This window comes from Flavobacteriales bacterium (genome assembly GCA_016713875.1).
Lineage (GTDB): Bacteria > Bacteroidota > Bacteroidia > Flavobacteriales_F > PHOS-HE28 > PHOS-HE28.
This window is the reverse complement of record JADJOI010000003.1, coordinates 732599-756901: the sequence shown is the minus strand read 5'-3', so window position 1 is coordinate 756901 and position 24303 is coordinate 732599. Positions and strand designations below refer to the sequence as shown.

22 protein-coding genes, 1 tRNA gene and 1 pseudogene are annotated in these 24303 nt (G+C 66.9%); 14 read left to right on the top strand and 10 right to left on the bottom strand.

What is annotated here, in order from left to right; all coding sequences use genetic code 11:
* Positions 1–85: 85 nt before the first annotated feature.
* Both IPJ87_04620 and IPJ87_04615 read right to left on the bottom strand, forming a co-directional pair.
* The gene (locus tag IPJ87_04620; GenBank protein MBK7941147.1) at positions 86–4414 is read right to left on the bottom strand and encodes a gliding motility-associated C-terminal domain-containing protein; all 4329 of its coding nucleotides are present in this window, start codon (positions 4412–4414) and stop codon (positions 86–88) included.
* Positions 4415–4489: 75 nt separating this feature from the next.
* The gene (locus tag IPJ87_04615; protein MBK7941146.1) at positions 4490–4705 is read right to left on the bottom strand and encodes a hypothetical protein; all 216 of its coding nucleotides are present in this window, start codon (positions 4703–4705) and stop codon (positions 4490–4492) included.
* 233 nt (positions 4706–4938) lie between these two features.
* On the opposite strand from IPJ87_04615, the pseudogene clpB reads away from it, so the two are divergent.
* Positions 4939–7585, top strand: a pseudogene (clpB, locus tag IPJ87_04610) (ATP-dependent chaperone ClpB).
* Positions 7586–7693: 108 nt separating this feature from the next.
* On the opposite strand, the gene IPJ87_04605 reads toward clpB, so the two are convergent.
* Positions 7694–8038, bottom strand: a complete 345-nt coding sequence (locus IPJ87_04605; protein MBK7941145.1) for a ribose-5-phosphate isomerase — start codon at positions 8036–8038, stop codon at positions 7694–7696.
* A 264-nt stretch (positions 8039–8302) separates the two neighbouring features.
* Between IPJ87_04605 and IPJ87_04600 the strand changes: the two genes are divergently transcribed.
* Positions 8303–8746, top strand: coding sequence for a hypothetical protein (locus tag IPJ87_04600; protein ID MBK7941144.1), 444 nt, complete (start codon positions 8303–8305; stop codon positions 8744–8746).
* A gap of 11 nt (positions 8747–8757) precedes the next feature.
* Entirely contained in the window at positions 8758–9246 is a 489-nt protein-coding gene (locus IPJ87_04595; protein ID MBK7941143.1) for a histidine phosphatase family protein, read from the top strand.
* Between the two features lie 4 nt (positions 9247–9250).
* Here the strand turns inward: IPJ87_04595 and IPJ87_04590 are convergent, their stop codons facing one another.
* The gene (locus IPJ87_04590; GenBank protein ID MBK7941142.1) at positions 9251–10321 is read right to left on the bottom strand and encodes a branched-chain amino acid aminotransferase; all 1071 of its coding nucleotides are present in this window, start codon (positions 10319–10321) and stop codon (positions 9251–9253) included.
* Positions 10322–10337: 16 nt separating this feature from the next.
* On the opposite strand from IPJ87_04590, the gene IPJ87_04585 reads away from it, so the two are divergent.
* From IPJ87_04585 to IPJ87_04560, 6 genes are all read left to right on the top strand, one after another.
* On the top strand, positions 10338–12170 hold the full coding sequence (locus IPJ87_04585) for a RecQ family ATP-dependent DNA helicase (GenBank protein MBK7941141.1): 1833 nt from the start codon (positions 10338–10340) through the stop codon (positions 12168–12170).
* Between the two features lie 3 nt (positions 12171–12173).
* The gene (locus tag IPJ87_04580) at positions 12174–12743 is read left to right on the top strand and encodes a DNA-3-methyladenine glycosylase (protein MBK7941140.1); all 570 of its coding nucleotides are present in this window, start codon (positions 12174–12176) and stop codon (positions 12741–12743) included.
* Positions 12744–12756: 13 nt separating this feature from the next.
* Positions 12757–13710 carry a methionyl-tRNA formyltransferase gene (locus tag IPJ87_04575; GenBank protein MBK7941139.1) on the top strand — a complete coding sequence of 318 codons (954 nt, stop codon included), beginning with the start codon at positions 12757–12759 and terminating at the stop codon, positions 13708–13710.
* A gap of 231 nt (positions 13711–13941) precedes the next feature.
* Positions 13942–14220 (top strand): HU family DNA-binding protein, encoded by a 279-nt coding sequence (locus IPJ87_04570; protein MBK7941138.1) that lies wholly within the window; start codon positions 13942–13944, stop codon positions 14218–14220.
* Between the two features lie 58 nt (positions 14221–14278).
* Positions 14279–14950 carry an RNA methyltransferase gene (locus tag IPJ87_04565; GenBank protein MBK7941137.1) on the top strand — a complete coding sequence of 224 codons (672 nt, stop codon included), beginning with the start codon at positions 14279–14281 and terminating at the stop codon, positions 14948–14950.
* A gap of 105 nt (positions 14951–15055) precedes the next feature.
* Positions 15056–15292, top strand: a complete 237-nt coding sequence (locus tag IPJ87_04560; protein MBK7941136.1) for a 30S ribosomal protein THX — start codon at positions 15056–15058, stop codon at positions 15290–15292.
* 49 nt (positions 15293–15341) lie between these two features.
* On the opposite strand, the gene pdxH is transcribed toward IPJ87_04560, so the two are convergent.
* A complete protein-coding gene (gene pdxH / locus IPJ87_04555; protein ID MBK7941135.1) occupies positions 15342–16025 on the bottom strand; it encodes a pyridoxamine 5'-phosphate oxidase in 684 nt (227 codons plus the stop codon).
* Between the two features lie 55 nt (positions 16026–16080).
* Between pdxH and IPJ87_04550 the strand changes: the two genes are divergently transcribed.
* Positions 16081–16668 (top strand): YqgE/AlgH family protein, encoded by a 588-nt coding sequence (locus tag IPJ87_04550; protein ID MBK7941134.1) that lies wholly within the window; start codon positions 16081–16083, stop codon positions 16666–16668.
* A 24-nt stretch (positions 16669–16692) separates the two neighbouring features.
* Here the strand turns inward: IPJ87_04550 and IPJ87_04545 are convergent, their stop codons facing one another.
* The 5 genes from IPJ87_04545 to IPJ87_04525 all read right to left on the bottom strand — a co-directional run bounded on the left by IPJ87_04545 (position 16693) and on the right by IPJ87_04525 (position 19196).
* Complete coding sequence (locus tag IPJ87_04545; GenBank protein ID MBK7941133.1) at positions 16693–17502, bottom strand: aminotransferase class IV; 810 nt, start codon at positions 17500–17502, stop codon at positions 16693–16695.
* Positions 17503–17504: 2 nt separating this feature from the next.
* Positions 17505–17999: an HAD family hydrolase gene (locus IPJ87_04540; GenBank protein ID MBK7941132.1), complete on the bottom strand. Its 495-nt coding sequence runs from the start codon at positions 17997–17999 to the stop codon at positions 17505–17507.
* Positions 17996–18619: a rhomboid family intramembrane serine protease gene (locus IPJ87_04535; protein MBK7941131.1), complete on the bottom strand. Its 624-nt coding sequence runs from the start codon at positions 18617–18619 to the stop codon at positions 17996–17998. Before IPJ87_04535 ends, IPJ87_04540 begins: the two co-directional genes overlap by 4 nt.
* An 18-nt stretch (positions 18620–18637) precedes the next feature.
* On the bottom strand, positions 18638–19084 hold the full coding sequence (locus tag IPJ87_04530; GenBank protein MBK7941130.1) for a nuclear transport factor 2 family protein: 447 nt from the start codon (positions 19082–19084) through the stop codon (positions 18638–18640).
* Between the two features lie 38 nt (positions 19085–19122).
* A tRNA-Met gene (locus IPJ87_04525) sits at positions 19123–19196 on the bottom strand.
* Positions 19197–19858: 662 nt separating this feature from the next.
* Here IPJ87_04525 and IPJ87_04520 point away from each other — a divergent pair.
* From IPJ87_04520 to IPJ87_04505, 4 genes are read left to right on the top strand one after another with little or no spacing between them, the layout of a single operon-like run.
* On the top strand, positions 19859–20452 hold the full coding sequence (locus tag IPJ87_04520; GenBank protein ID MBK7941129.1) for a hypothetical protein: 594 nt from the start codon (positions 19859–19861) through the stop codon (positions 20450–20452).
* Between the two features lie 46 nt (positions 20453–20498).
* Positions 20499–21926, top strand: coding sequence for an LptF/LptG family permease (locus IPJ87_04515; GenBank protein MBK7941128.1), 1428 nt, complete (start codon positions 20499–20501; stop codon positions 21924–21926).
* Positions 21901–23100, top strand: a complete 1200-nt coding sequence (locus IPJ87_04510) for a glycosyltransferase (GenBank protein MBK7941127.1) — start codon at positions 21901–21903, stop codon at positions 23098–23100. Before IPJ87_04515 ends, IPJ87_04510 begins: the two co-directional genes overlap by 26 nt.
* Positions 23097–24299 (top strand): glycosyltransferase, encoded by a 1203-nt coding sequence (locus tag IPJ87_04505; protein ID MBK7941126.1) that lies wholly within the window; start codon positions 23097–23099, stop codon positions 24297–24299. Before IPJ87_04510 ends, IPJ87_04505 begins: the two co-directional genes overlap by 4 nt.
* Positions 24300–24303 lie beyond the last annotated feature (4 nt).

The following is a 24303-nucleotide window of genomic DNA, read 5'->3' as shown; positions in this document are numbered from 1 at the left end:
CCTGTGGTTGAAAAAAGATCCGGAATACCCGCGTCCCAGCGACACCTCCGTCAACAAATGCGCGCGGCGCGCAGGGTGTCCGATCTCAGCGCAACAGCTGCAACGTCCCCTGCTGGCTGCGCCGTTCCCCCGTGTAGCTGTCCACGTCCAGCGTGTAGAAGTACGTGCCTTCCGGAACGAGCTCACCGCTGAAGCTGCTGCGCCCGTTCCACTCGACATGCGCGGCGGAGCCGATGTGCACGCGCTGCCCCCATCGGTTGAACACCTGGAACGTGAGCGTGCCACCCCACGGCGCGTCCAGCACCACTGCATCGTTGACCCCGTCGCCGTTCGGGCTGAAGACGTTCGGCACGATGAGGTCGCACGGCACGAAGTCCACGCTGATGGTGCCGCTCGCCCAGCAGCCGTCCGCTCCCGTGGCGATCACGGAGTAGAGCCCCGGCACGGTCACCAGCAGGCTGTCGCCCACGGCACCCGTGCTCCACACAATGTCCGTGAACTCCGGACCCAGCACCACCACCTCCGGTGTGCCGGAGCAGCCGATGAGCGGCTGGAAGTCGATGATGCTGCCGAGGAGCACCACCAGTTCGCCGGTCGCCGCAGGGCCCGCACATCCGTTCGCCGTGAGCACGCAGCTGTACAGGCCCATCGCATCCTCTTCCACCGGGTCGATCGTGATCGTGGGCCCGCTCGCCGGACCGCCCGGGGTCGTCCACGTGTAACCGGCCCCTGCGGAACCTGTCGCGTTCAGCAGCGCTTCGCTTCCCCAACAGAACACCCACGGCGTGTCGAGCACTGGCGCCGGCGGGGCCGCGATCGCCTGCACCAGCACCGGCACCAGGTCCGAAATGCAGCCGCCCTCCTCCTGGCCGACATACAGCACCGAACCGCCCGGTGGCACCGTGAAGCTGAGCGTCGGCCCGGTCCCGATCACCTGTTGGCCGGCATCGTCCGCATACCATGTCAGTTGGCCGGAGCCTGCGGCGAGCAACTGCAACAGATCACCCACACAACCGATGGTATCCGTCGCGCTCACAGGCTCAGCGAACGCCACAGCATCCACCACCACGGTATCAGTAAGCGCCGTGCACCCGCCTGCGTCGAAGACCACGGCCGACCAGCCGCCCGGCTGGCTCACCCAGATGCTGTCGCCGATCACGCCACCTGGCCACCACACCGCGCCACCGCCAAGAGGCACCACGGCCAACAGCACACTGTCGCCAGGGCAGAGGGCATAGGGCCCAGGGGTGAGCAATTGGGCTACTGGGGGCGCGCCACCGATCTCCACTTGCAAGGTGGTGACGATCCCGCACGAGGTCACATCCACACTATAGATGCCAGGCTGATCGACCACCTGGAGCGGATCAGTGCCGCTTAACGGCGCGGCCCACACGATGCTGTTCACCGCGTCGGCCGCCACTTGGAGCAACACGCTGTCCGCCGGACCGCACAAGGTGGAGTCGGGCAGCAGGTTCAGGAAGGGCGGTGCGTAAGGGAAGACCTCCACCGGCGGTGATTGCACCGCGCACCCCTGGTCGGTCATCACGTCGCAGTAGTAAAGACCCGGGTCGGTGGCATAGGCGATCAGGGTCGTGTCGGGCAGCATGCCGTTCGGACCGAACCAGCTGTACACGCCCGGTACCGTGCCGATGAGCGTGACCCCGCTGTCCGGGCACAACACCTCCGGCACCGCCAGCACCTCCGGCAGCGGCGGTCCGTCCAGGAACACATCGGCGTACGCCTGGCTCGGGCATCCGTTGCTGTCCACGGCCGTCACCTGCACCGCGTAGTAACCCAGCTGCGACACTTGCGCACTGTCCTGGTCGATCGCCAGGAACTGCTGGCCGATCCACAGCCAATCGAAGCAGGTGGGGCACTCCGCCACCAGCCACGCCGACTGGCCGGGGCAGAGGAAGGGCGGCGCCGTCAGGGTCAGCGCGGGCGGACCAGGGCTGGCGAACGTAAGGTGGATGCTGTCGGTGAACAGGAAGGCCAGCGTGTCCGCACAGGGATGGTTCGTGACGACCACACTGGTGTGCAACACGAACCAACCGTTCTGCTGCGGCGGAAAGAGGCCTGTGCTCACGTCGTTGGTGTCCAACAGCACCAGCTGCAGGAAGCCGAGGGTCGACAGGGTGTAGTTCAGCGTCGGGTCGTAGGCGAACGGCTGCCCGTTCTCCGTCCACGTGAGGTCCAGGCCGAGGTCGAGCAGCCCAAGCCCGCAGAGCACCAGGCTGTCGTTGCCGTCCAGGTCCTGGGGGAAGTCGTAAACCAGGTCGAGCGCCAGGGCAGGCAGCGGGTCGTACGGCACGATGACGACCTGGACGCTGTTCTGCGCCACACAGCCGTTCGGCTGCACCACGAGAAAGGTCCACTGTCCGACGGTGTCCGTAACGATGGACTGTGCCTCGATCACCGTGTCGCCATCGGTCCAGTACGAGAAGGGGCCGCCGGTGTAGTTGTCGCAGGTGATCGTCACGGTGTCACCCGTGCAGAGCTCGATGGTGGTGGTGACCAGTGCCGTGCTGTTGAAGCCCTTCGAGTCGCTGATAACGGGCGTATCCGGCGAAGCCAGCACCTCGGCCACCACGGTCTCCCCCATCGAGAAGCAGCCATTGGCGAAGCTCACCGATAGCGACACCGGGCCGCTCGTGCCGACGAAGGTGCTGTCCGTGCTGCTGCCGGTGCTCCATTGGTACTGCACCACCGGGCCGATGTCGAAGGAACCATCGAAGTCCTCCACGGTCACGCTGAAGGTGGTGTCGATGCCCAGCCAGAAGCCGCCGCATTGTCCGTGCGCCGTGAAGCAGGTATCGGTCATGCGTTGCTGGAGCGGATCGAAGGTCCCCACGCACAAGGACCCGGCGCTGCGGTCGCAGCCGCCGCCGGATCGTTCCCAGATGTCGTAGGGCGACCGGCCGCTGACGAAACCCCGGGTGATGAAGCCATCCAGCATGCCGGCGCTGGCCTCGCCCGCATAACGACCGTAGTGCGGATCGCCGCAATACCCGGGAGGCTGCGGGGAAACGACCAGACCATTCGGCGTGCTCAGAGATGCATCGAACGACGCGTTCGACGGGATCACGAGCACATGATCGAACGAGCCGGTGAACACGAGCTGGCCGTTCGGCTGTGCGGCGATGCCGCCCGCCCGCTTCTCCCCCGCCCCTCCCACCTGTTGAGCATCAAGGAGCGTCAGGTCGCTCACCGCATGCCGGGCGATGAACAGGTCGGGTGCGCCCACCGCAAGGAACACACCGGTCCCGTAGGGCTGCGCCAGGTCGGTGAACTGGCAGCTGAAGCTGCCGTACACGGCGATGGTGTCCCCGATCAAGGCCGATCGCGCTGGCTCCACGGCATGGGCGGAACCGCTGCCCGCCGAGGCGATGAACTGGCCCTGTTCATCGGCGCGCAGGATGAAGTACCCCTCGGGCGCGAGCTCGCTCACCTGATCCGGCGCGCCGTCCTCGAAGCTCATCACCCCCTGCAGCTCTCCCAGCACAAAGAGCCCATCCCCCGACCGCCACCGTAGGTCCGCACCGCGGTTCAAGGCCGCCCCTCCGCACCGCCGGAACCACTGGTCCTGTCCGTTGCCGTCCACCTTCATCAGGAACATCGCATCGTCCCAGGTGTTGAGGTAGGGCTGATCGAACGCGATGGTGTCGGTGAACTGGCCGAGCACGTACGCGGAACCGCCTGCATCGTGCACCACGGCCGTGGCCGCATCGTCCGCGGGGGCCACGCCCTGCTTGGTCCAGAGCGGTACACCCGTGGCCGTCATGGCCGCGATGAACACATCGGTGCCGGGCAATTGGGTCTGCGGATCGACGGTGCTCTGCAACGTGGCCCCGTTGAACGTGAAGGTCTCGCGGAACTCGCCCACCACCACCACATCGCCGTTCGGCGCCACGGACACGCCCGCCGGCCGGTCGAAGCCGGTGAGCCCTCCGCCCTGCACCACCCACTGCTGCTGACCGGTGCCCGCATCCAGGTCCGCCACGAACAGGTCCACCGAACCGCCTTGCGAGCTCAACACCGTTCCCTGGAAGTCGGCGGTGGCCATGAACTGGCCCGCGACGATCAATCGGCCGTTGGTGCCCAAGGCGAGCCGAAGCCCGCGGTCGAGGCCGGGGCCTCCTGCCTGCTTCACCCAGACCGGATTCCCCGAAGCGCTCAGCCGCGCGACAAAGACATCGGTGGATCCGGCGGATAGCAGGGTCTGGCCCCCGATCGTCGCCAAGCCGCTGAACTCACCGGTGACGAACAGGTCACCGTTCGGGGACACCACCACATCCTCCACGTGCTCCACGCTCGGCGACGCGATGGTTCGGGACCAGTGCGACTGCGCATTCGCCACACACACGGTGAGGATGCACACCAGGGCCGGGATCGAGCGGAACAGCGGGCTCGGCATGGCAAGGTGAAGGTAGGCCGTACATCATTTCGCGCAGCACCCCAGGCTGCAGGTCCAACTGGGATCGCGCCATGCTCACTCCGCTGCAGGCACCTCCACCAGGGCCCAGCGCAGCACCTCCCATTCGTTGCTCAGCCAGCTGCGGTCCGGAAAAACCCATTTGCTGCGGACGTGCTTCGCCAGGAACAAGCGCAGTTCGCCGGTCCGGAAGCTCCGCACATGCAATAGGCACATGCGTCTCGGGTCGTCGGGCACCTCGAAGGGTGGTATCCACGGTCCTGCGGCATGCATGGCGCAAGGATAGCGCGTCCGCCATTCCTTCAGCCCGGGCCCATACACTTTGACATTCTGGCGCCCATGGTGAGCTTCACCTGCCAGAAACGCCGTTATCGTGCGGCGGTGCGGGGGTTGATGGGTCCGGAGCGTTCACGAAGCAGACCACAAGACCGCTTCGCTCCGTTAGCGGTGACCGGCAACGAATAGAACACAACCAAATCCCAAACAGGCTGGAAGCCTGTTCGACCATGGACCTCAACAAATTCACCATCCGCTCCCAGCAGGCCATCCAACAGGCGCAGACCATCGCTACCGGATATGGCCAACAGATGCTCGAGAACGGCCACCTGTTCAAGGGCATCCTGGAAGTGGACCCCGACGTCACGCCCTTCCTGCTGAAGAAGCTCAACGTCAACGTGCCCGCTATGACGCAGGCGCTCGACCGCATCGTGCAGGGCTACCCGAAGGTGAGCGGCGGGCAGATCAGCCTTTCGCGCTACAGCAGCGATGCGCTCACCAAGGCCCTCGCCGCGCTGAAAGAGTTCGGCGATGAGTTCGCCAGCGTGGAGCACATGCTCATCGGCATCCTCGACAGCGGCGACACCGTGAGCCAGTTGCTGAAGGACAGCGGTGTCACCAAGAAGGACCTGATCGCGGCCATCAAGGACCTGCGCAAGGGCAGCAAGGTGACCAGCCAGAGCCAAGAGGAGACCTACAACGCGCTGAACAAGTACGCGAAGAACCTCAACCAGCTCGCCAAGGACAACAAGCTCGATCCGGTCATCGGCCGCGACGAGGAGATCCGCCGCGTGCTGCAGATCCTCAGTCGCCGCACCAAGAACAACCCGATCCTGATCGGCGAGCCCGGCGTGGGCAAGACCGCCATCGCCGAAGGCATCGCGCAACGCATCGTGAGCGGCGACATCCCCGAGGACCTCCAGGGCAAACAGGTCTTCAGCCTCGACATCTCCGCGCTGATCGCTGGTGCCAAGTACAAGGGCGAGTTCGAGGAGCGCCTGAAATCCGTGGTGAAGGAGGTGATCAGCGCGGAAGGCAACATCATCCTCTTCATCGACGAGATCCACACCCTGGTGGGCGCTGGCGGAGGCGAAGGCGCCATGGACGCCGCCAACATCCTGAAGCCCGCCCTCGCACGCGGCGAACTGCGCAGCATCGGCGCCACCACGCTCAACGAGTACCAGAAGTACTTCGAGAAGGACAAGGCCCTGGAGCGCCGCTTCCAAAAGGTGATGGTGGACGAGCCCTCCCGCGAGGACGCCATCTCCATCCTGCGCGGCCTGAAGGAGAAGTACGAGAGCCACCACAAGGTGCTGATCAAGGACGCCGCGATCACCGCCGCCGTGGAACTCAGCACGCGCTACATCGCCGACCGCTTCCTGCCGGACAAGGCCATCGACCTGATCGACGAGGCCGCCAGCAAGCTGCGCATGGAGATCAACTCCAAGCCCGAGGAACTCGACGAGATCGACCGCCGCATCATGCAGCTGGAGATCGAGCGCGAGGCCATCAAGCGCGAGAACGATGAGGCCAAGCTCGCCGAGCTGAACAAGGAGCTCGCGGAACTCAGCGGCCAGCGCGACGGCTTCAAGGCACGGTGGGAAAGCGAGCGCGCCTTGGTGGAGCGCATCAACAGCGCCAAGGACCAGATCGAGGAGCTGAAGCACCAGGCGCAGCAGTACGAGCGCGAGGGCGACTTCGGCAAGGTGGCCGAGATCCGCTACGGCCGCATCCAGGAGACCGAGAAGGAACTGGCCGCCGCCAAGTACGAGCTGCTGAAGCTCCAAAGCGAGAGTAAGATGATCAAGGAAGAGGTTGACGTTGAGGAGATCGCCGCCGTGGTGAGCCGCTGGACCGGCGTGCCGGTGACGCGGATGCTGGAGGCCGAGCGTACCAAGTTGCTCCACCTCGAGGACGAATTGCACAAGCGCGTGATCGGTCAGGACGAGGCCGTGCATGCCGTGGCTGATGCCGTGCGCCGCAGCCGCGCGGGCATGGGCGATGAGAAACGCCCCATCGGTTCATTCATCTTCCTCGGCACCACGGGTGTCGGTAAGACCGAACTGGCCAAGGCCCTCAGCGAAGTGCTCTTCAACGACGAGCACGCCATGACGCGCATCGACATGAGCGAGTACCAGGAGCGCCACAGCACCAGCCGCCTGGTGGGCGCGCCTCCCGGCTACGTGGGCTACGACGAGGGCGGCCAGCTCACCGAGGCCGTGCGCCGCAAACCGTACAGCGTGGTGCTGCTCGACGAGATCGAGAAGGCCCACCCCGACGTGTGGAACATCCTGCTGCAAGTGCTCGACGATGGCCGCCTCACCGACAACAAGGGCCGGGTGGTCAACTTCAAGAACACCATCATCATCATGACGAGCAACATCGGCTCGCACATCATCCAGGAGAATTTCGAGAACCTGGAGCGCAAGGACGCCGAAGAGGTGATCGAGAAGACCCAGCGCGAGGTGATGGACCTGCTGCGCAAGACCGTGCGCCCCGAGTTCCTCAACCGCGTGGACGAGCTGATCATGTTCCGTCCGCTGAGCCAGGAGGATGTGCGCGAGATCGTGAAGCTGCAGTTGCACATGCTCCTGCACAAGCTGGAGGAGAAGGACATCCACCTGCTCCCCAGCGAGGAGCTGATCGCCCACATCAGCACGCAAGGGCTTCGACCCCCAGTTCGGTGCGCGTCCGATCAAGCGCATGATCCAGAAGGAGCTGCTCAACGAGCTGAGCCGCCAGATCATCGCCGGCACGCTCGAGCCTGGCAAGCCCCAGGTGATCGACGTGTTCGACGGGAAGATCGTGTTCCGCAAACCCATCGACGAGAAGGAGAAGAACGGGAATGGCAAGAGGAAGGCGCCCGCCGCCGCCTGAGTCGTTGGCGGACAAGAAAGGCGGAGGCGTGAGCCAACCGTCACGTGAAATGCGTAACGGCCCCGATCGGGGCCGCTCGCATGTCAGCCCCACGCGTTCGCCAGCCCCTCAATTCGTCCACACCGCATACCCCTTCCGACGAAGCTCCAACGCCAGCCCCTTCTCCACTTCCAGCGCCTCGGCCCGGCTGAGCGGACCGATGTGCTGGCAGAGGCTGGGGCGCAGGTAGCGCCCGTACTTCCTCACGATCGCGCTGCTGAGGTCGTGGCCCTTCCTGCTGAGCGCGCCGGTCTTGTGCTGCGCGAAGCGTTCGCGCGGGGTCTTGCTGGTCATGCCCACGTAGAGGCACTCCAGCGCGCCGTTGTACTGCGGGTTGGCGGCACGGAACTTCCAGTGCTCGGTGTACACCTTCCGACTGAGCTCGATGACGTACACCGTGTAGGCGGTGGGCATGCACAAGGTTAAGGGTGCGAAAGAGCGAGAACGCCTTCGCTGGATCTACGGGGAGCCATACGTGTAAGGGTGCGGGGAACTCCGCCTCCGCACCATCGCACCACTCCACCTGCCCCGCCCCGAACGTCGATCATCCACAGGTCCACCGGTTGAGGATCAGCGGATCGCGCGATCGATCGTGTAAAAAAACGGGACGTCCAACAGGTCGTGCGATCCCCGACGGGACTAGTTTGCCCCCCGAAGACCGAGCGAGCGACATCCGAAATGACCTTCACCGCCCAACTGGACGACCTGTCCACCACCCTGCGCCGCACGCGTTCGCGCCTGCTGGCCCCGATCGACCACCGCCAACACCAGCTCCCCACCGACCCCGAGGTGTTCGTGGAGGATGTACTGCTCTTCGTCATGGACCAATGGGCCGCCGACCTGCGCGAGCAGGGCCACGTGCTGGAGGAGGACGACAGCTGGAAGGACGCCGTGAACCACTACCCGCACTACGTGCTGCGCATGGCCGGCGGCGAACCGCTGGACCTGCACTTCACCGGTGCCTACCCGGACACGCTGCACCTCACCATCTCCAAGGCGGGCCGCCGCCTGACGCAGTTCAGCGATGCGCATGCCGTGCAGGTGACCCTGCGCCCCAGCATGGACCACACCCTGCTGCTGAACGGCCTGGTGGAGGGGCTGAAGCGCTACCACGCGCACTGATCGCCCGCGCCATGCGCACGCTCCTGCTCACCCGCCACGCCAAGAGCAGCTGGGACGATCCGCGGCAGAGCGACTTCGACCGCCCGCTGAACCCGCGCGGCGAACGCGACGCCCCGACGATGGCGGAGCGCTTCGTGCATCGCGGATCGCCCACTCCCCTGCTGGTGAGCAGCACCGCGCGCCGCGCCTGGCAGACCGCACAGGCCTTCGCCGCTGCGTTGGGGATCCCCGAACGGGCCATCGTGCCGATGCCCAACGCCTACCACGCCGTCGAGGACACCCTGCTGGACATCGTGCAGGCGCTGCCCGACGCTGCCGACACTGTGATGCTCTTCGGCCACAATCCGGGCATCAGCGCCTTTGCCTACGACCTATGCGGGGCCACGGGCGAGATGGCCACCTGCCATACGGTATGCTTGGAACTGGATGTGGACCGCTGGGCCGATGTGGGCCGCGGAACGGCGCGCCTCCTGTGGGAGGACTTCCCGAAACTGCACTGATCGCTCAGGCCACCGGCACCATCCAGCCGTAGGGGTCGCTCACGCGGCCGCGGCGGATGTCATCGAGCGCGCGACCGATGTCGTTGGCCAGCGAGCGCTGGTCGAGGGCGGGCAGCTCGAACACCTCGTCGCCGTGCGCCAGGGTGGCGATGTGCGCGATGGTGGCCGCCGTGCCGGCACCGAAGGCCGAGCGCAGGCGGCCCGCACGGGCCGCCGCCACCACCTCCTCCACGCTCACGCGGCGCTCCTCCACCGGCACGCCCTGGTCCCGCGCGATGCGCAGGATGCTGTCCCGCGTCACGCCCTTCAGGATGGTGCCGTCCAGCGAGGGCGTCACCAGCGTGCCATCGATGTTGAAGAACACGTTCATGGTGCCGCTCTCCTCGATGTACCGGTGGGTGAGCCCGTCGGTCCACACCAACTGGTGGAAACCCTTGTCCTGGCCGAGCTTGGCGGGATAGAGGCCTCCGGCGTAGTTGCCGCCGCACTTCGTTTCGCCGGTGCCGCCCAAGAAGGCCCTGCTGTACGTGGTCTCGATCTTCCACCGCACAGGTTCCTGGTAGTAGGCCTGCGCCGGACAGGTGAAGATGATGAACTTGTAGCTGTCGCTCGGCTTCACCCCGATGTACTCATCGCTGGCGAACATGAAGGGGCGGATATAGAGCGAGCCCTCCTTGTCGGTGGGCAGCCAATCGCGGTCCAGCCGCACGAGCTCCACGAGCGCCTCCAGGAAGAGCTCCTCGGGCAGCTGCGGCATGCACATGCGGTGCGCGCTGTGGTTCATGCGCGCGATGTTGGCCTGCGGCCGGAAGAGGTTGACGCCGCCCTCGGGCGTGCGGTACGCCTTCAGCCCCTCGAAGATGGTCTGGCTGTAGTGCAGCACCAGCGCGGCCGGGCTCATCACCAGGTCGGCGAAGGGCGTGATGCGCGCATCCTGCCAGCGACCGTCCTGGAACTCCATCACGAACATGTGGTCGCTGAACACGCGACCGAACTTCACGTGGGCCAGGTCCGTTCCCGGCAGCCGCGAGCGCTCGGTGCGGTGGATGGCTATCTTTTGCCCGGTGGTGATCATGCAGCAGGATCCGTTGGTGCGTCCAAAGGTAACCAACCGCGAGGGCGGAGGACCGGCCATGGGCGTGCACGCTTCAACAGCGGTCCTGCACGACCTGTTGCAGCGCCATTGGGGGCACCACGCCTTCCGCCCCATGCAGGAGGAGGTCATCCGGTCCGTCCTGAGCGGCCGCGACACGCTGGCGCTGCTGCCCACCGGCGGCGGCAAGAGCCTCTGCTACCAACTGCCCGCCCTGGCATTCGCCGGGCTCACCATCGTCGTCAGCCCGCTCATCGCCCTGATGCGCGACCAGGTGGACCAGGCCCGCCGTCGCGGCATCCCTGCCATGGCCGTGATGAGCGGCATGGCCGGTTACGAGATCGACAACGCCCTGGAGGATGCCGCGCTGGGCCGGCTGCGCCTGCTCTACGTGTCGCCCGAACGCCTCGGCACCGATGCGTTCCGCGGCCGGTTGCCCCGCATGCCCGTGAAGCTCATCGCCGTGGACGAGGCCCACTGCATCGCGCAATGGGGCTACGATTTCCGGCCGGCGTACATGCGCATCCCCGAGCTCCGCGCCGTGTTCCCCGACGCACCCGTGGTGGCCCTCACCGCCACCGCCACCCCGGCCGTGGTGGACGACATCCAGCAGCGCCTGGCCTTCCGCGTGCCGAACGTGCTGCGGTCCGCCTTCCACCGCCCCGAGCTCACCTTCTGGTGCAGCCGCGGCGAGGACAAGCTGGCCCGCCTCCAGCGGATCGTGCAGCATGTGCCCGGCAGCGGCATCGTGTACATGCGCGACCGGCGTGGGACCGTGGAACTGGCGGGCGTGCTGCAGCGCATGGGCGTGACGGCCGAGGCCTACCACGCCGGACTGCCGCATGCCGAGCGCGAGCGCGTGCAGCGCGACTGGCAGGAGGGCCGCCTGCGCTATGTGGCCGCCACCAACGCCTTCGGCATGGGCATCGACAAGGGCGATGTGCGCGCCGTGGTGCACCTGGCCCCGCCGCCCGATCTGGAGAGCTACTACCAGGAGGCCGGTCGCGCGGGCCGCGATGGACGGCCCTCGTACGCCTTCCTGCTGGTGGACGATGCCGACGCGCAACGCCTGCGCGAACGCGTGGAGAGCGGCTTTCCCACCACGGCCGAGGTGCGCCGCACCTACCAGGCCTTCGCCGACACGCACCGCATCGCCCTGGGCAGCGGCCTGCACGAGTCGTACAGCCTCGATCTGCGCGACCTCGCCCGCCGCAGCGGTCTGCGGCCCGCCACCGTGCTCGGCGCGTTGAAGGCGCTGGAGCTCAACGAGGACCTGGTCCTCAGCGAAGGGGTGCATACCCCGTCGCGCGTGATGCTCAGCTGCGGCCCCTCCACCGTGCATGGCCTGCGGTTGAACGATGCGCGCCTCGGTCCGCTGCTGGAAGCGCTGCTGCGCCTGTACGGCGGTCTGTTCGAGGCGCCCGCCCTGATCGAGGAGGAACGCGTGGCCCAGGTCCTCTCCTCCTCCACATCCGCCGTGCGCGACGGGCTCCGCGAACTGCAACGCCTCGAGGTGCTGCGCTACACCCCGCGCACCGACGACCCGCTGCTGACGCTGATGACCCCGCGACGCGATGCGCAGCGCCTGACCCTCGACCCCGAAGCCCTCGACCTTCGGCTGCACCGCGCCCTGGAGCGCGTGGACGCCATGGCCGCTTATTTCGCCCCCGGCGCCGGCTGTCGCGAGCGCACGCTGCTCGGCTACTTCGGAGAGAACGGCACGACCGCATGCGGCCGCTGTGACCGCTGCCGCGCACAACACCACGCCGATGCCGACGCGGTCGATGGACCCGATGCGGAACTGCTGCGCTGGCAGCAGGACCACCCGTGATCGATGCGGCTGGAGCGGAGCTTCTATGAGCGGCCCGACGTGGTGGCCATCGCGCGCGAGCTGCTGGGCATGGTGCTGCATACGCGGATCGACGGTGCGCATGTCTCGGGCCTGATCACCGAAACGGAAGCGTATGCCGGTGTGGACGACCGGGCCTCGCACGCCTACGCAGGACGACGCACCGAACGCAACGCTTCGATGTACGCGCGGGGCGGTACCGCCTACGTGTACATCTGCTACGGCATCCATCACCTGTTCAACATCGTCACGCATTCCGCCGGGGTGCCGCACGCGGTGCTGCTGCGCGGTGTGCGGATCCTCGAAGGACGGACCGTCGCCGGTGTCCGTCGAGGAAGGCCCGGCGCGCGAACGGACGGACCGGGTACCGCGGCACAGGCGCTGGGGATCCACCGCATGCATGACGGAACGGACCTGTTGGGGCGCCGCATCTGGATCGCCGATGAAGGGCATGTGATCGATCCCCGCGCCATCGCGATCGGTCCGCGGATCGGAGTGGACCACGCCGGAACGGACGCGCTGCTCCCCTATCGCTTCCGCATCGTGCGCTTGTGATGACCTTCGCGCCATGAGCGCACCCCGCATCGTCTTCATGGGCACGCCACCCTTCGCCGTCTCCTCGCTGGAGGCCCTGCACGCCGCGGGCATCCCCATCGCCGCCGTGGTCACCGCACCGGACCGGCCAGCGGGCCGCGGCCGTCAGCTGCGCGCTTCGGCGGTGAAGGAGGCGGCGCAACGCCTGGGGCTGCGTGTGCTTCAACCGGAACGCTTGCGGGATGAAGGCTTCCTGGAGGAGCTCCGGGCCTGCGGTGCCGATCTCTTCGTGGTCGTCGCCTTCCGCATGCTGCCCGAGGTGGTGTGGCGCATGCCCCGGCTGGGCACCATCAACCTGCATGCATCGCTGTTGCCGCAGTATCGCGGTGCGGCGCCGATCAACCGGGCCGTGATGGACGGCGCGCACAGCACCGGCCTCACCACCTTCCTGCTCCAACAGGCCATCGATACCGGTGACGTGCTGTTGCAGGAGACCCTGACCATCGGCGCGGACGAGACCGCCGGGGAGCTGCACGACCGCATGGCCTCATTGGGGGCGGTGCTGCTGGTGCGTACGGTGAACGGCTTGGCGAACGGCGCGCTCGCTCCGACACATCAGGATGATCTGTCCACCGGGGCTGCCCTGCGCGAGGCTCCGAAGCTCAGCCCCGCCATATGCAGGATCGACTGGTCGTGGCCGGCAGTGAAGGTGCATGACCACGTGCGCGGGCTCTCCCCGGTACCGGGCGCGTGGACCGAACAGGTGCGCGCGGATGGAACCTCGGAGCACTTCAAGGTGCTGCGCACCGAACGCACCGGCCTCGCCGCGAACGCCGATCCCGGCACGGTGCTGCAAGATGGAACGGACCTTCTGGTGGCCTGTGGTGACGGGGTGTTGCGGCTGGTGGACGTGCAGCCCGAAGGGCGCCGCAGAATGGCCGGAGCCGCGTTCCGCGCGGGTTTGCGGGAGGCGATCCGCCTGAAGTGAGCCCTGGGCGCGGGCCTCGTCGGAAAGCGTTGAACCAACGACTCGACCCCCTCGACCCAAGGCCCTCTCCGCAAACCCTTGCTGGGGGCGGGATTCAGGCGCACTTATCAACAAAACCCCTGATTTTTCAACATTTCCCGGGCACCCATCCGGAAACCCTTGACAGGCGCGGGTCTCCGAATACTTTTGCGACGAGTTCACACAAACACTCACACAAACCTCCTAACGAACATGGGACTGAACAAAGCTGAACTGATCGAGTCGATCGCCGCTGAAGCGAAGATCTCCAAGGCCGACGCCAAGCGCGCTCTGGATGCCTTCGTGAACAACACCACCAAGGCCCTCAAGAAGGGTGATCGCGTGGCCCTCGTGGGCTTCGGAACGTTCTCCATCTCCAAGCGTGCCGCTCGCAAGGGCCGCAACCCCCAGACGGGCAAGGAGATCAAGATCGCGGCCAAGAAGGTCGTGAAGTTCAAGGCCGGTGCCGACCTCTCCAACAAGGTGAAGTAAGCTCCCCCGTGCATCTTCGGAAGGGTCCCTCCTCGGAGGGACCTTTTCTTTTGCACCCATGGACGACCACGATCTGCTCGACCGGCTCGGCGCCTTCGTCACCCCGCACAAGCGCGCGCTGTTCGACCGCCTCGCACCCGAGCGCACCCGCCACGTAACGGTGGTGCTGGAGGAACTGCACCAGGCCCACAACGCCAGCGCCGTGCTGCGCACCTGCGACCTGCTCGGCATCCAGGACGTGCACGCCATCGAGGCGCGCAACCGCTTCACCGCGAACCGGGAGATCGCGCTCGGCAGCGACAAGTGGACCACGGTGCACCGCTACGGCGGTCCGGAGGGCGCCCTTCAGTGCATCGCCGGCCTGCGCGCCCGTGGTCATCGGATCGTGGCCACCACACCACATGCCGACGCCTGGACACCGGAGAACGTGCCCATCGACCGGCCCATCGCCTTCTGTTTCGGCACCGAGCTCCAGGGGTTGAGCGACGAGCTCATCGCGGCCTGCGACGGAGCACTGCGCATTCCGATGCACGGCTTCACGGAGAGCTACAACATCTCGGTGTCCGCTGGAATCGTGCTCTACACGGTGATGCAGCGGCTGCGCGCCAGCGCAGTGCCGTGGAGGCTGGACGAACAGGACGTGAACGCGCTGAAGCTGCAGTGGACGCGCGCCGCGCTACAGGATGCGCAGGCCATCGAGCAGCGCCTTCGCGATGATGCGGCGCACTGACCGCCGCCCTTCTGAACACCCGCGCGTGGACAAGTGCGTGTGCATGCGCTCGTGCCTCCGGTGCGCGCCCGGGTAGTTTCGCGGCGAACCCAAACAACACCCTCCATGGGCAAAGGCGACATCCGATCCAAGAAAGGCAAGCGGCGGGCAGGCAGTCACGGCAAGAGCCGGCCGAGCAAGCGCAAGGTGCGCGCGAGCGAGCGTGCGAAGGCCACCACGACCCGCGCGACGGGCAGCGGTACGGCGAAGAAGGCCGCCAAGAAAGCGGCCCCAAAGAAGGCCGCCGCCAAAAAAGCCGCCCCGAAGAAGGCCGCGGCGAAGAAGGCCGCTCCGAAGAAGTGATCGATCCGCAACACCAGGAAGCCCTCCGCACCGCGGGGGGCTTCGTCGTTCAGGGCTGAAGCCGCATGCGGCTCCAGGTGCCGTCGCTGAAGTGCTCGAAGATGATGCGGTCGTGCAGGCGGCTCGGACGGCCCTGCCAGAACTCGATGCGCACCGGCCGCAAACGCAAGCCGCCCCAATGCAAAGGGCGCGGCACCTCCGCCTGGTCCTTGAACCGCTCCGTCCACCGCGCATAGCGCTCGTCCACCTGCGACCGGTCGTCCGCCATCCGGCTCTGGTCGCTGGCCCACGCCCCCACCTGGCTTTCGCGCGGACGCTCCCTGAAGTACCGGTCGCTCTCCTCGGCGCTCACCCGCTCCACCTTGCCCTCGATGCGGATCTGCCGCTCCTGCTGTGGCCAGAAGAAGGAGAGCGCCGCACGCGGGTCGCGCTCCAGGTCCATGGCCTTGCGGCTGTTGTAGTTGGTGAAGAACAGAAAGCCCTGCGGATCGAACGACCGCAGCAGGACCACGCGGCAACTGATGCTGAACGAGCCCGCCGTGGCCAGCGTCATGGCATGCGGCTCGGGGATCCCCTCCTCCTCCGCGGCGCGAAGCCAGCGGCCGAACAGGGCGAAGGGATCGTCCGCCGCTTCGCTTTCCAGAAGGACGGCCTTGCTGTAATCGATCCGATGGTCCACCGAGCGCTCGCGTTCCATGCTTCCCGTTTGATGGCGTCGAAGATATCCGTTCATGGCCGTAGCACGATGCGCAGCGATCCGTTCGACCTTACCTTGACCACCGCACACGATGGGCAGGGACCTCCTCGACCTTGATCCGGAGAGCACGGTGGACCCGGCGCGCGGCCGTCTGCTGATCAGCGAACCCTACCTGCCGGACCCCTACTTCCGGCGGACGGTGGTGCTGCTGTGCGAGCACAACGCAGAGGGTTCGTTCGGCTTCGTGCTCAACCGCTACCTCGACATGGACATCGGCGACCTCATGGAGAACATGCCGCCCATCCATACGCGCGTGAGCATCGGAGGTCCCGTGCAGAGCGGCAACCTCTACTACCTGCACACCTTCGGTACCCGTGTGGAGGGCAGCCTGGAGGTGATGGACGGCGTGCACATGGGCGGCGACTTCGACCAGCTGCGCGCCCTGCTCACCGCCGACCCGCGGCTGTCCCGCCACGTGCGCTTCTTCGTCGGGTATTCCGGCTGGGGCGAGCAGCAGCTGGAGAAAGAGTTGGGCCAACGGTCGTGGATCGTGGCCCAGGCCACCAAGCGGCACGTGATGAACACCCAGGTGAAGGACCTCTGGGGCGATTCGCTGCGCGCCATGGGCAAGGCCTTCGCCCCGCTGGCCAACTTTCCCGACGACCCGGCCCTCAATTGACCACGCTGCGCGCCAGCAGGTCGATCACCAGCTGGGCCATGCGGTGCGTGTAGCGCTTCGTGCGGTAGGTGGCCACCCACTGCACCCGCGCACGGCGTTGGTGAAGAAGAGCTCGTCGGCGGCCAGCAGGTTCTGCGGGTTCAGCGAGCATTCGTACACCTTGATGCCGTTCGCCAGGGCCAGGTTGATCACCTGCATCCGCATGACGCCGCCCAGGCAGCCATCCGCGAGCGACGGCGTGTACAGCACACCGTTGCTCACGATGAAGAGGTTGCCGGTGCTGCTCTCGATGATGTTGCCCCTGTCGTTCTGCAGCAGGCAATCATCCAGCCCGCGCGCCTCGCTCCACAGGGAGGCCATCACGTAGTACTGGCAGTTCAGCGTCTTGTGCACGGCCAGCGCGTTCACCGGCTTGCGCATGTCGGGGTAGATGTCGACCATCAGCCCGCGCTCGTTCAGCGTGTACGTCTCCTCCATCAACGGGGTCACCTCGATGGCGTAACCGCCCCGATGCCCGTCCGGCCGGTAGTGGCCACGGGCATCGCGAAAAAGGGTGAGCCGGCAGCGGGCGCTGCGCACGGCGTTACGTTCGGCCAGCCGGATGATGGCGCGTTCCAGTGCATCGCGGTCGAACCCGGCGGGCAGGTCGATGCGCAGCAGCTTGCAGCCCTCCACCAAGCGCGCCCAGTGCGCGTCGAGGAAGCGTGGGCGGCCGTTCACCACACGGATGCTCTCGAAGAGCCCGTCGCCATAGTGGAAGGCCCGGTTGTCGAGCGTGATCACCGGCCGGTCCGCCGGCAGCAGCTCTCCGTTGAGGTCGACGAAGCGCTCCATGCTCACGGGATGCCGGCGTGTTCCAGGGCCGCAGCGAGGCCCGCGTTGGAGGGGATCAGCACACCGCGCACCCCCACGCCGGCCGCCGCCTCTATGTCGCGCTCCCGATCGCCCACCATCACCGAGCGCGCCCGGTCGATGCCGTGAAGCGCGATGGCCCGCTCCATCAGCAGGGCCGACGGCTTCCGGCAGAGGCAACGCCCCTTCGAGGGGTGGTGCGGGCAGTAGAGGATGTCGTCCACGTGGGCCCCGTGCTGGTGGAGGTGGTCGTGAAGATAACGATGCAGCCGCTCCACGTCGGCCCTGGTGTACAGGCCCAGCCCGATGCCGCTCTGGTTGCTCACGATCACCACCGCCCAGCCCTTGCGGTTGAACGCGGCCACCACCTCCGCCACACCGGGCAGCACCTCGAAGTCCTCCAGACGCCAGGTATGCTCGCCACGCTCGCGGTTCACCACGCCGTCACGGTCCAGGAAGAGCGCGGGTCGTGGCTTCATCCGGGGAGCAGTTCGGTGAGCGAATGGAAGAAGGCCGGCACCAGGGCCGGACGCAGCACCACCACGAAGAGCACGCCGTGCAGCGCCCCCATCAGGTGGGCGTCATGCGCCACGTGATCACCACCGCGCCGGTGCATGGTGCCTTCGTAGATGAGGTAGAGCGCGCCGAAGACGGCCGAAGGCAGCCCGAACGGCAGCAGGAAGAGGCCCACTTCGGCCGTCGGCAGGATGAGGATGTGCGCGAAGAGCACGGCGGACACCGCCCCGCTCGCCCCCACCGCCCGATAGCGCGGGTCGTGCTTGTGGCGACCGTAGCCCGGTACACAGGCCACCACGGCGGCCGTGACGTACAGAATGACGAACAACCACGAACCGGGCAGCGGTGTGAGCCCGGTGAGGTAGCCCTCCACGAAGGGTCCGAACCCGTACAGCACGTACATGTTGACGAACAGATGCGGCCAGTCGGCATGCACCAAGGCATGGGTCACGAAGCGATGGAGGTCGTTCCGGGCATGCACCACGAACGGCTCGAAGGCCAGCGTGTCGAACAGGCGCCGATCGCGGAACGCCAGCACGGACACCAGGACGGTGAGGGCCAGGATGACCACCGTGGCGGACATGGCGGCGAAAGTAGCGGCTCAATAGGTGTGGTCGCGGACCACCCGCCAGCCATCAGTCTCCCGCTGCCACAACAGGCTGAATCCACCGCTCAAGGTGTCGGCGGACCGCACCAGCGTCCATGTGCCGGTGCACCACGCATGCTCCTGGCCCACGGCGAGCACCTCGGAGATGCCGAACCGCAGGTCGCCCATGGCCGACTTGTCCGGGTACCGCTTCAGGTAGCGCTGGGTCACCGCCTCGCGCCCGCACGTGCGCTCCTTCGCCGTGATGAAGCAGGCCGCTTCGGTGTAGCCGGCCATGAAGCCGCGGATGTCGCCCCGGTCCCAGGCCGCCTCCTGCTCGGCCATCACGTGGGTGATGGCGGACCTGACCTCGACCTCGCGGAAGTCCTTTTCCTCCGCGGAGCAGCCCATCAGCCATACGGAAAGGGCGAGGGTGGCCGTTCGAACGGGTGCGCTGATCATGGGTCCGGTACGAAAAAGCCCCCGGGAAGGGGGCTTCGTAGCGCGGGAGAGACTTGAACTCTCGACCTCAGGATTATGAATCCTGCGCTCTAACCAGCTGAGCTACCGCGCCATGGGCCTTGGCCAGGCCTGCGCCGGGCGAAAGGGGCGGCAAATATAGCAGGAGGCCCGATCGGGTCCGAGGCGCGCTCCTCTTGCACAGGCGTGGGGAATCTCTACCTTGCCCGGACCATGGCCAAGTCCCGCAAGAACCCTGAACCAACGCGCCGATCGGCCCGGCCCGCCCCGAGGAAAGCGGCGCCCGGCAAGGGACGGCCAGCGGCCTCCAACGACCGGAAGAAGGCGACCAAGAAGAAACCAGGGGGCCGTCCTGCCTCAGGAAAGGCCGCATCCGTTGCGAAGGCACGGAAGGCCGCCCCGAAGAAGCCGACCGCGGCGCGCACGAGCAAGCCGGCCGAACGCCGGACGGCTGCGCCGCCTTCGAAACGGACCGGCGGCATCGCGGTGCGCAAACCCGCGAAGAAGCAGACCACGCGACCTCTGCCGCGCAAGCCGGTGAAGAAGGCGCCGGCCAAGGGATCCGCGGTGAAGCCCAAGGCCGCCACCCCGGTGCGGAAAGCCGCCCCGAAGCAGCCCGTGAGGTCCGCAGTGGCGAAAAGGACGGTTGCGAAGAAGCCCGTTCCAACTCCCGCACCACGGAAAGCCGCAGCCCCGCCGAAACCGGCATCAAGACCCCGTACCGGCCCGAGCGGAGCCCAGGCACCGACCAAGGTGGTGACCAAGCCCACGGCCGCCAAGGCGCCACCAACGACCCCCAAGGCCGCGCCGAAACCCGCTCCGGCCAAGCCGGCTCCGCCGCAGCAGGCCCCACCGCTCACAAGCCCGAAGCAGAAGGGCGCTCCAGCGAACAAGCCGCCCGCGGCCCCGATCCAGGCCGTGATGATGGGCGTGGAACCCGCCGCACAGCCGGCACGCGTCCTGAAACGTCCCATCAAGGAGCGATACCAGGCGGAGTTCTATATGCGTTCCACGCCCAATGTGCTCTTCGAGCTGATCAGCACGCCGAGCGGCTTCAGCGAATGGTTCTGCGACGACGTGAACGTGCGCGGTGACGAGTTCGCCTTCGAGTGGGGCGGTGAGGTGCAGAAAGCCCTGTGCATCGGCCGCCGGGCGGGCGAGCTCATGCGCTTCCGATGGCTGGAGGACGAGGACCCCGGCGCCTACTTCGAGCTGCGGATCCGCATCGACCCCATGACGAACGATGTGGCCCTGGTGGTGACGGACCATGCCTGGCCGCAGGACCTGGAGCGCGCGCGTCAGCTCTGGGCCTCGCAGGTGGCGCACCTCATGCGGGTGATCGGCTCCTGAGGCCGGTACCTTTGCGCCCGGCGGCCCCGCCGCCTTCCCCATCCGGATGAAGCGCCTGCACCGCATGATCATCGCGGCCTACCTCGGTCCGCTGGTGGTCACCTTCGGCATCGTGCTCTTCATCCTGAGCATGCAGTTCCTGTGGAAGTACGTCGACGACCTCATGGGCAAGGGGCTGCCCTGGTACACCCTCACCGAACTGCTGGTGTACGCCACGGCGAGCTTCGTGCCGCTGGCCCTGCCCCTGGCCGTGCTGCTGAGCTCCATCATGACCATGGGCGGGCTGGGCGAGAACAGCGAGCTGGTGCCCATGCGCTCGGCGGGGCTCCACCTCTTCCGCATCCTGCGGCCGCTGGTGGTGCTGGTCGTGCTGCTCTCCGGCCTGTCGTTCCTCTTCAGCAACAACGTGCTGCCGGTGGCCAACCTCCGCTTCCACAGCCTGCTGTGGGACGTGACGCGCAAGAAGCCCGCGATGAACCTGCGTCCCGGCGTGTTCTACAACGGCATCGACGGCCTCAGCATCCGGGTGCGGGACAAGGCCGAGGACGGCACCCTCGCGGATGTGCTCATCTATGACCATCGTGAACCGTTCCAAGGGAACCGCACCGTGGTGCGTGCCCGCAGCGGGACCATGCAGCGCAGCGCCGATGGCGGCAGCCTGCTGCTGACGCTGCGCGACGGCCATTTCTACGATGCGCGCGACCCCTCCGGCCGCAAGGGTCGGACGGATGCCTTGGTGCACGGCACCTTCGCCACGGACGTGGTGCGCCTCGACCTCAGCGGCCTCGGTCTGCAACGCACCGACGAGGAGCTCTTCAAGGACAACTACAAGATGCAGACGATCGGGCAGCTGGCGCGGACCGAGGACTCGCTCGCCAGCGCGTTCCGTGAGCGGGTGACAATGCAGATGAGCTACCTGCACAACTCCTTCCGCCCTCTGCGCGACAGCCATTCGGTCGACCGACCCCTGCCCACGTCGGCCACCGGGGCGGTGCCCACACCGGCGGTGCATGACCAGGCGATCGACATGGCACGCGCCACCATCAACTTCCTGGAACGCACCGATGAGGAGCGGAAAGGCAGCCTGGAGCAGATCGCCCGGCACGGCGTGGAGTGGCACCGCAAGCTCATGCTCGCCTTCGCCTGCCTGATCTTCTTCTTCATCGGAGCGCCGCTCGGGGCCATCATCCGCAAGGGCGGCATGGGGCTGCCCACGGTGTTCGCCATCGTCTTCTTCCTCATCTTCCACATCGTCTCCTTCAGCACCGAGAAGCTCGTCATCAGCCTGAAGCTGGCCCCCTGGCCCGGCATGTGGATCAGCAGCCTCGTGCTGTTGCCCATCGGCATCTGGCTCACGTGGAAGGCCGCCACCGACAGCCCCCTGTTGGACCGCGATGCCTATTATCGCGGCTGGTACCGGCTCAGGTCATTGTTGCGCGGCCGGCGAGATGCGGATCCTTCAACTGTGCCATAAGCCCCCCTTCCCGCCCATTGACGGCGGCAGCAAGGCCATGCACAACCTCACGCGCGGCCTGCTGGCGGATGGCCACATGGTGAAGGTCATGTGCATCCGGACCCCCAAGCACCCCCTGGACATCGACGCGCTGCCCGAGGCGTACACCCGGGCCACCGACATCCAGGGCGTGTTCGTGGACACGAGCCTCAACGTGGTGGACGCCTTCACCGACCTGATCACGGCCGACAACTACAACATCAGCCGGTTCTTCTCGCCGGACATGGACATCGCGCTCATCCGCGTGCTCAGCGCCCACCCCTTCGACGTGGTGCTGCTGGAGAGCCTGTTCATGACCCCTTACATCGCCACCATCCGCCGCTACACCGATGCGTCGGTGGTGCTGCGCTCGCACAACCTGGAGCATGTGCTGCAGGAGCGCATCGCCAGCGGGGAGCGCAACTTCATCAAACGGCCCTACCGCCGCTTCCTCGCCCGCCAGCTGAAGGAGTACGAGATGGCCGTGCTGGACCGGGTGGACGGCGTGGCCGCCATCAGCCCCGCCGATGCCGCGCACTTCGAGGCGCACGGAGCGCGCACACCCATCGCCACCATTCCGTTCGGGGTGGATCCCGCCGAGCACGACCGGCCGCTGCCCGGCGGACGGCCGGTGTTCTTCCACTTGGGCAGCATGGACTGGGAGCCGAACCTCGAAGGGGTGCGGTGGCTGGTGGCCGAGGTGTGGCCGCGGGTGATCGCCCGGCACCCGGACGCGCGGCTCCACCTGGCCGGCAACCGGATGCCCGATGACCTGCTGCACCTGGACCTGCCCGGCCTGCAGGTGAAGGGCCGCGTGAAGAGCGCGGAACAGTACATCGCCGACCGGCATGTGATGGTGGTGCCCCTGCACAGCGGAGGAGGCATGCGCGTGAAGATCATCGAGGGCATGGCCATGGGCCGTTGCGTCATCAGCACCACCATCGGCGCCGAAGGCATCTCCGTTACCGACGGCCACGACATCCTGCTGGCGGACACCGCCGCGGCCTTCGCCCGACAGATGGGCCGCGCACTGGACGAACCGGGCCTGGTGGCCACCATCGGCGCCCACGCAAGGGCCACCATCGTGGGCCACTACAGCGATGCCCGCATCATCCACGACCTGGTGGGCTTCCTCCGGAGCCTCAAGCGCACATGAGGCTGCTGGTGCTGCTCTCCCGCGTGCCTTATCCCCTGGAGAAGGGCGACAAGCTCCGCGCCTACCACCTGGTGAAACGCCTGGCCGAACGTCATGAGGTGCTGCTCTGCTGCCTCAACGACCAGCGCATCCACAAGGACCACCTCGACCACCTGCGGAGCTTCTGCCACCACCTGGAGGTCATCCACCTGCCGCGCTGGCGCATCGTGTGGAAGCTGATCACCGCCGTGTTCTCGCGCATGCCGTTCCAGGTCGCCTACTTCCACCATGCCGCAGCGCAGCGGCGCGTGGATGCGCTCATCGACCGGTTCGCCCCCGACCATGTGCTGTGCCAGCTCGTGCGCACGACCGAATACGTGCGCTGGCACCTCTCCCTGCCCAAGACGCTGGACTACATGGACACGCTGAGCAAGGGCATGGAGCGTCGCACCGAGAACAGCAGCCCGCTGCTGCGGCCGCTGTTGCTGACGGAGACCCGCCGATTGCAGGCCTATGAGAACCTGATGTTCGACCTGTTCGACCACCGGATCATCATCTCGGCGCAGGACCGGGACTACCTCTACCACCCGGAACGAGCGCGGATGACGGTGATCCCGAACGGTGTGGACGCCACGTTCTTCCATCCGATCCCCGGCGAGCTGACGCACGATCTGCTGTTCACCGGGAACATGAACTACCCGCCGAACATCGACAGCGTGCTGTACCTGGTGAACAAGGTGCTGCCGCTGGTGCGCCGGGAGCGGCCCGATGTGTCGCTCCTGATCAGCGGCGTGGACCCCAGTCCGCGGGTGCGGCAGCTCGCCGAGCAGGACCCCCTGATCACGGTGACCGGCTGGGTGAAGGACATCCGGACGAGCTACGTCTCGGCGCGCGTGTTCGTGGCGCCGATGCAGATCGGCACCGGCCTGCAGAACAAGCTGCTGGAGGCCATGGCGATGGGCATGCCGTGCATCACCTCGGCCCTGGCCAACAACGCGGTGGGCGCTCCTCCCGGGGAGGGCATCCTCATCGGCCACGACCCGGCGAGCTACGCCGCCCACATCCTGCGCCTGCTGAAGGACGAGGAGGAACGTCGGCGGATCGCGGGGAACGGGCACCGCCATGTGCTGGCCACCTTCGACTGGGCGCGCGCGGTGGACACGCTGGACGGCCTCATCACCGCGCCCGTCCGTGCGGCCTCCCCCCTGCCGATCGGCTAACTTC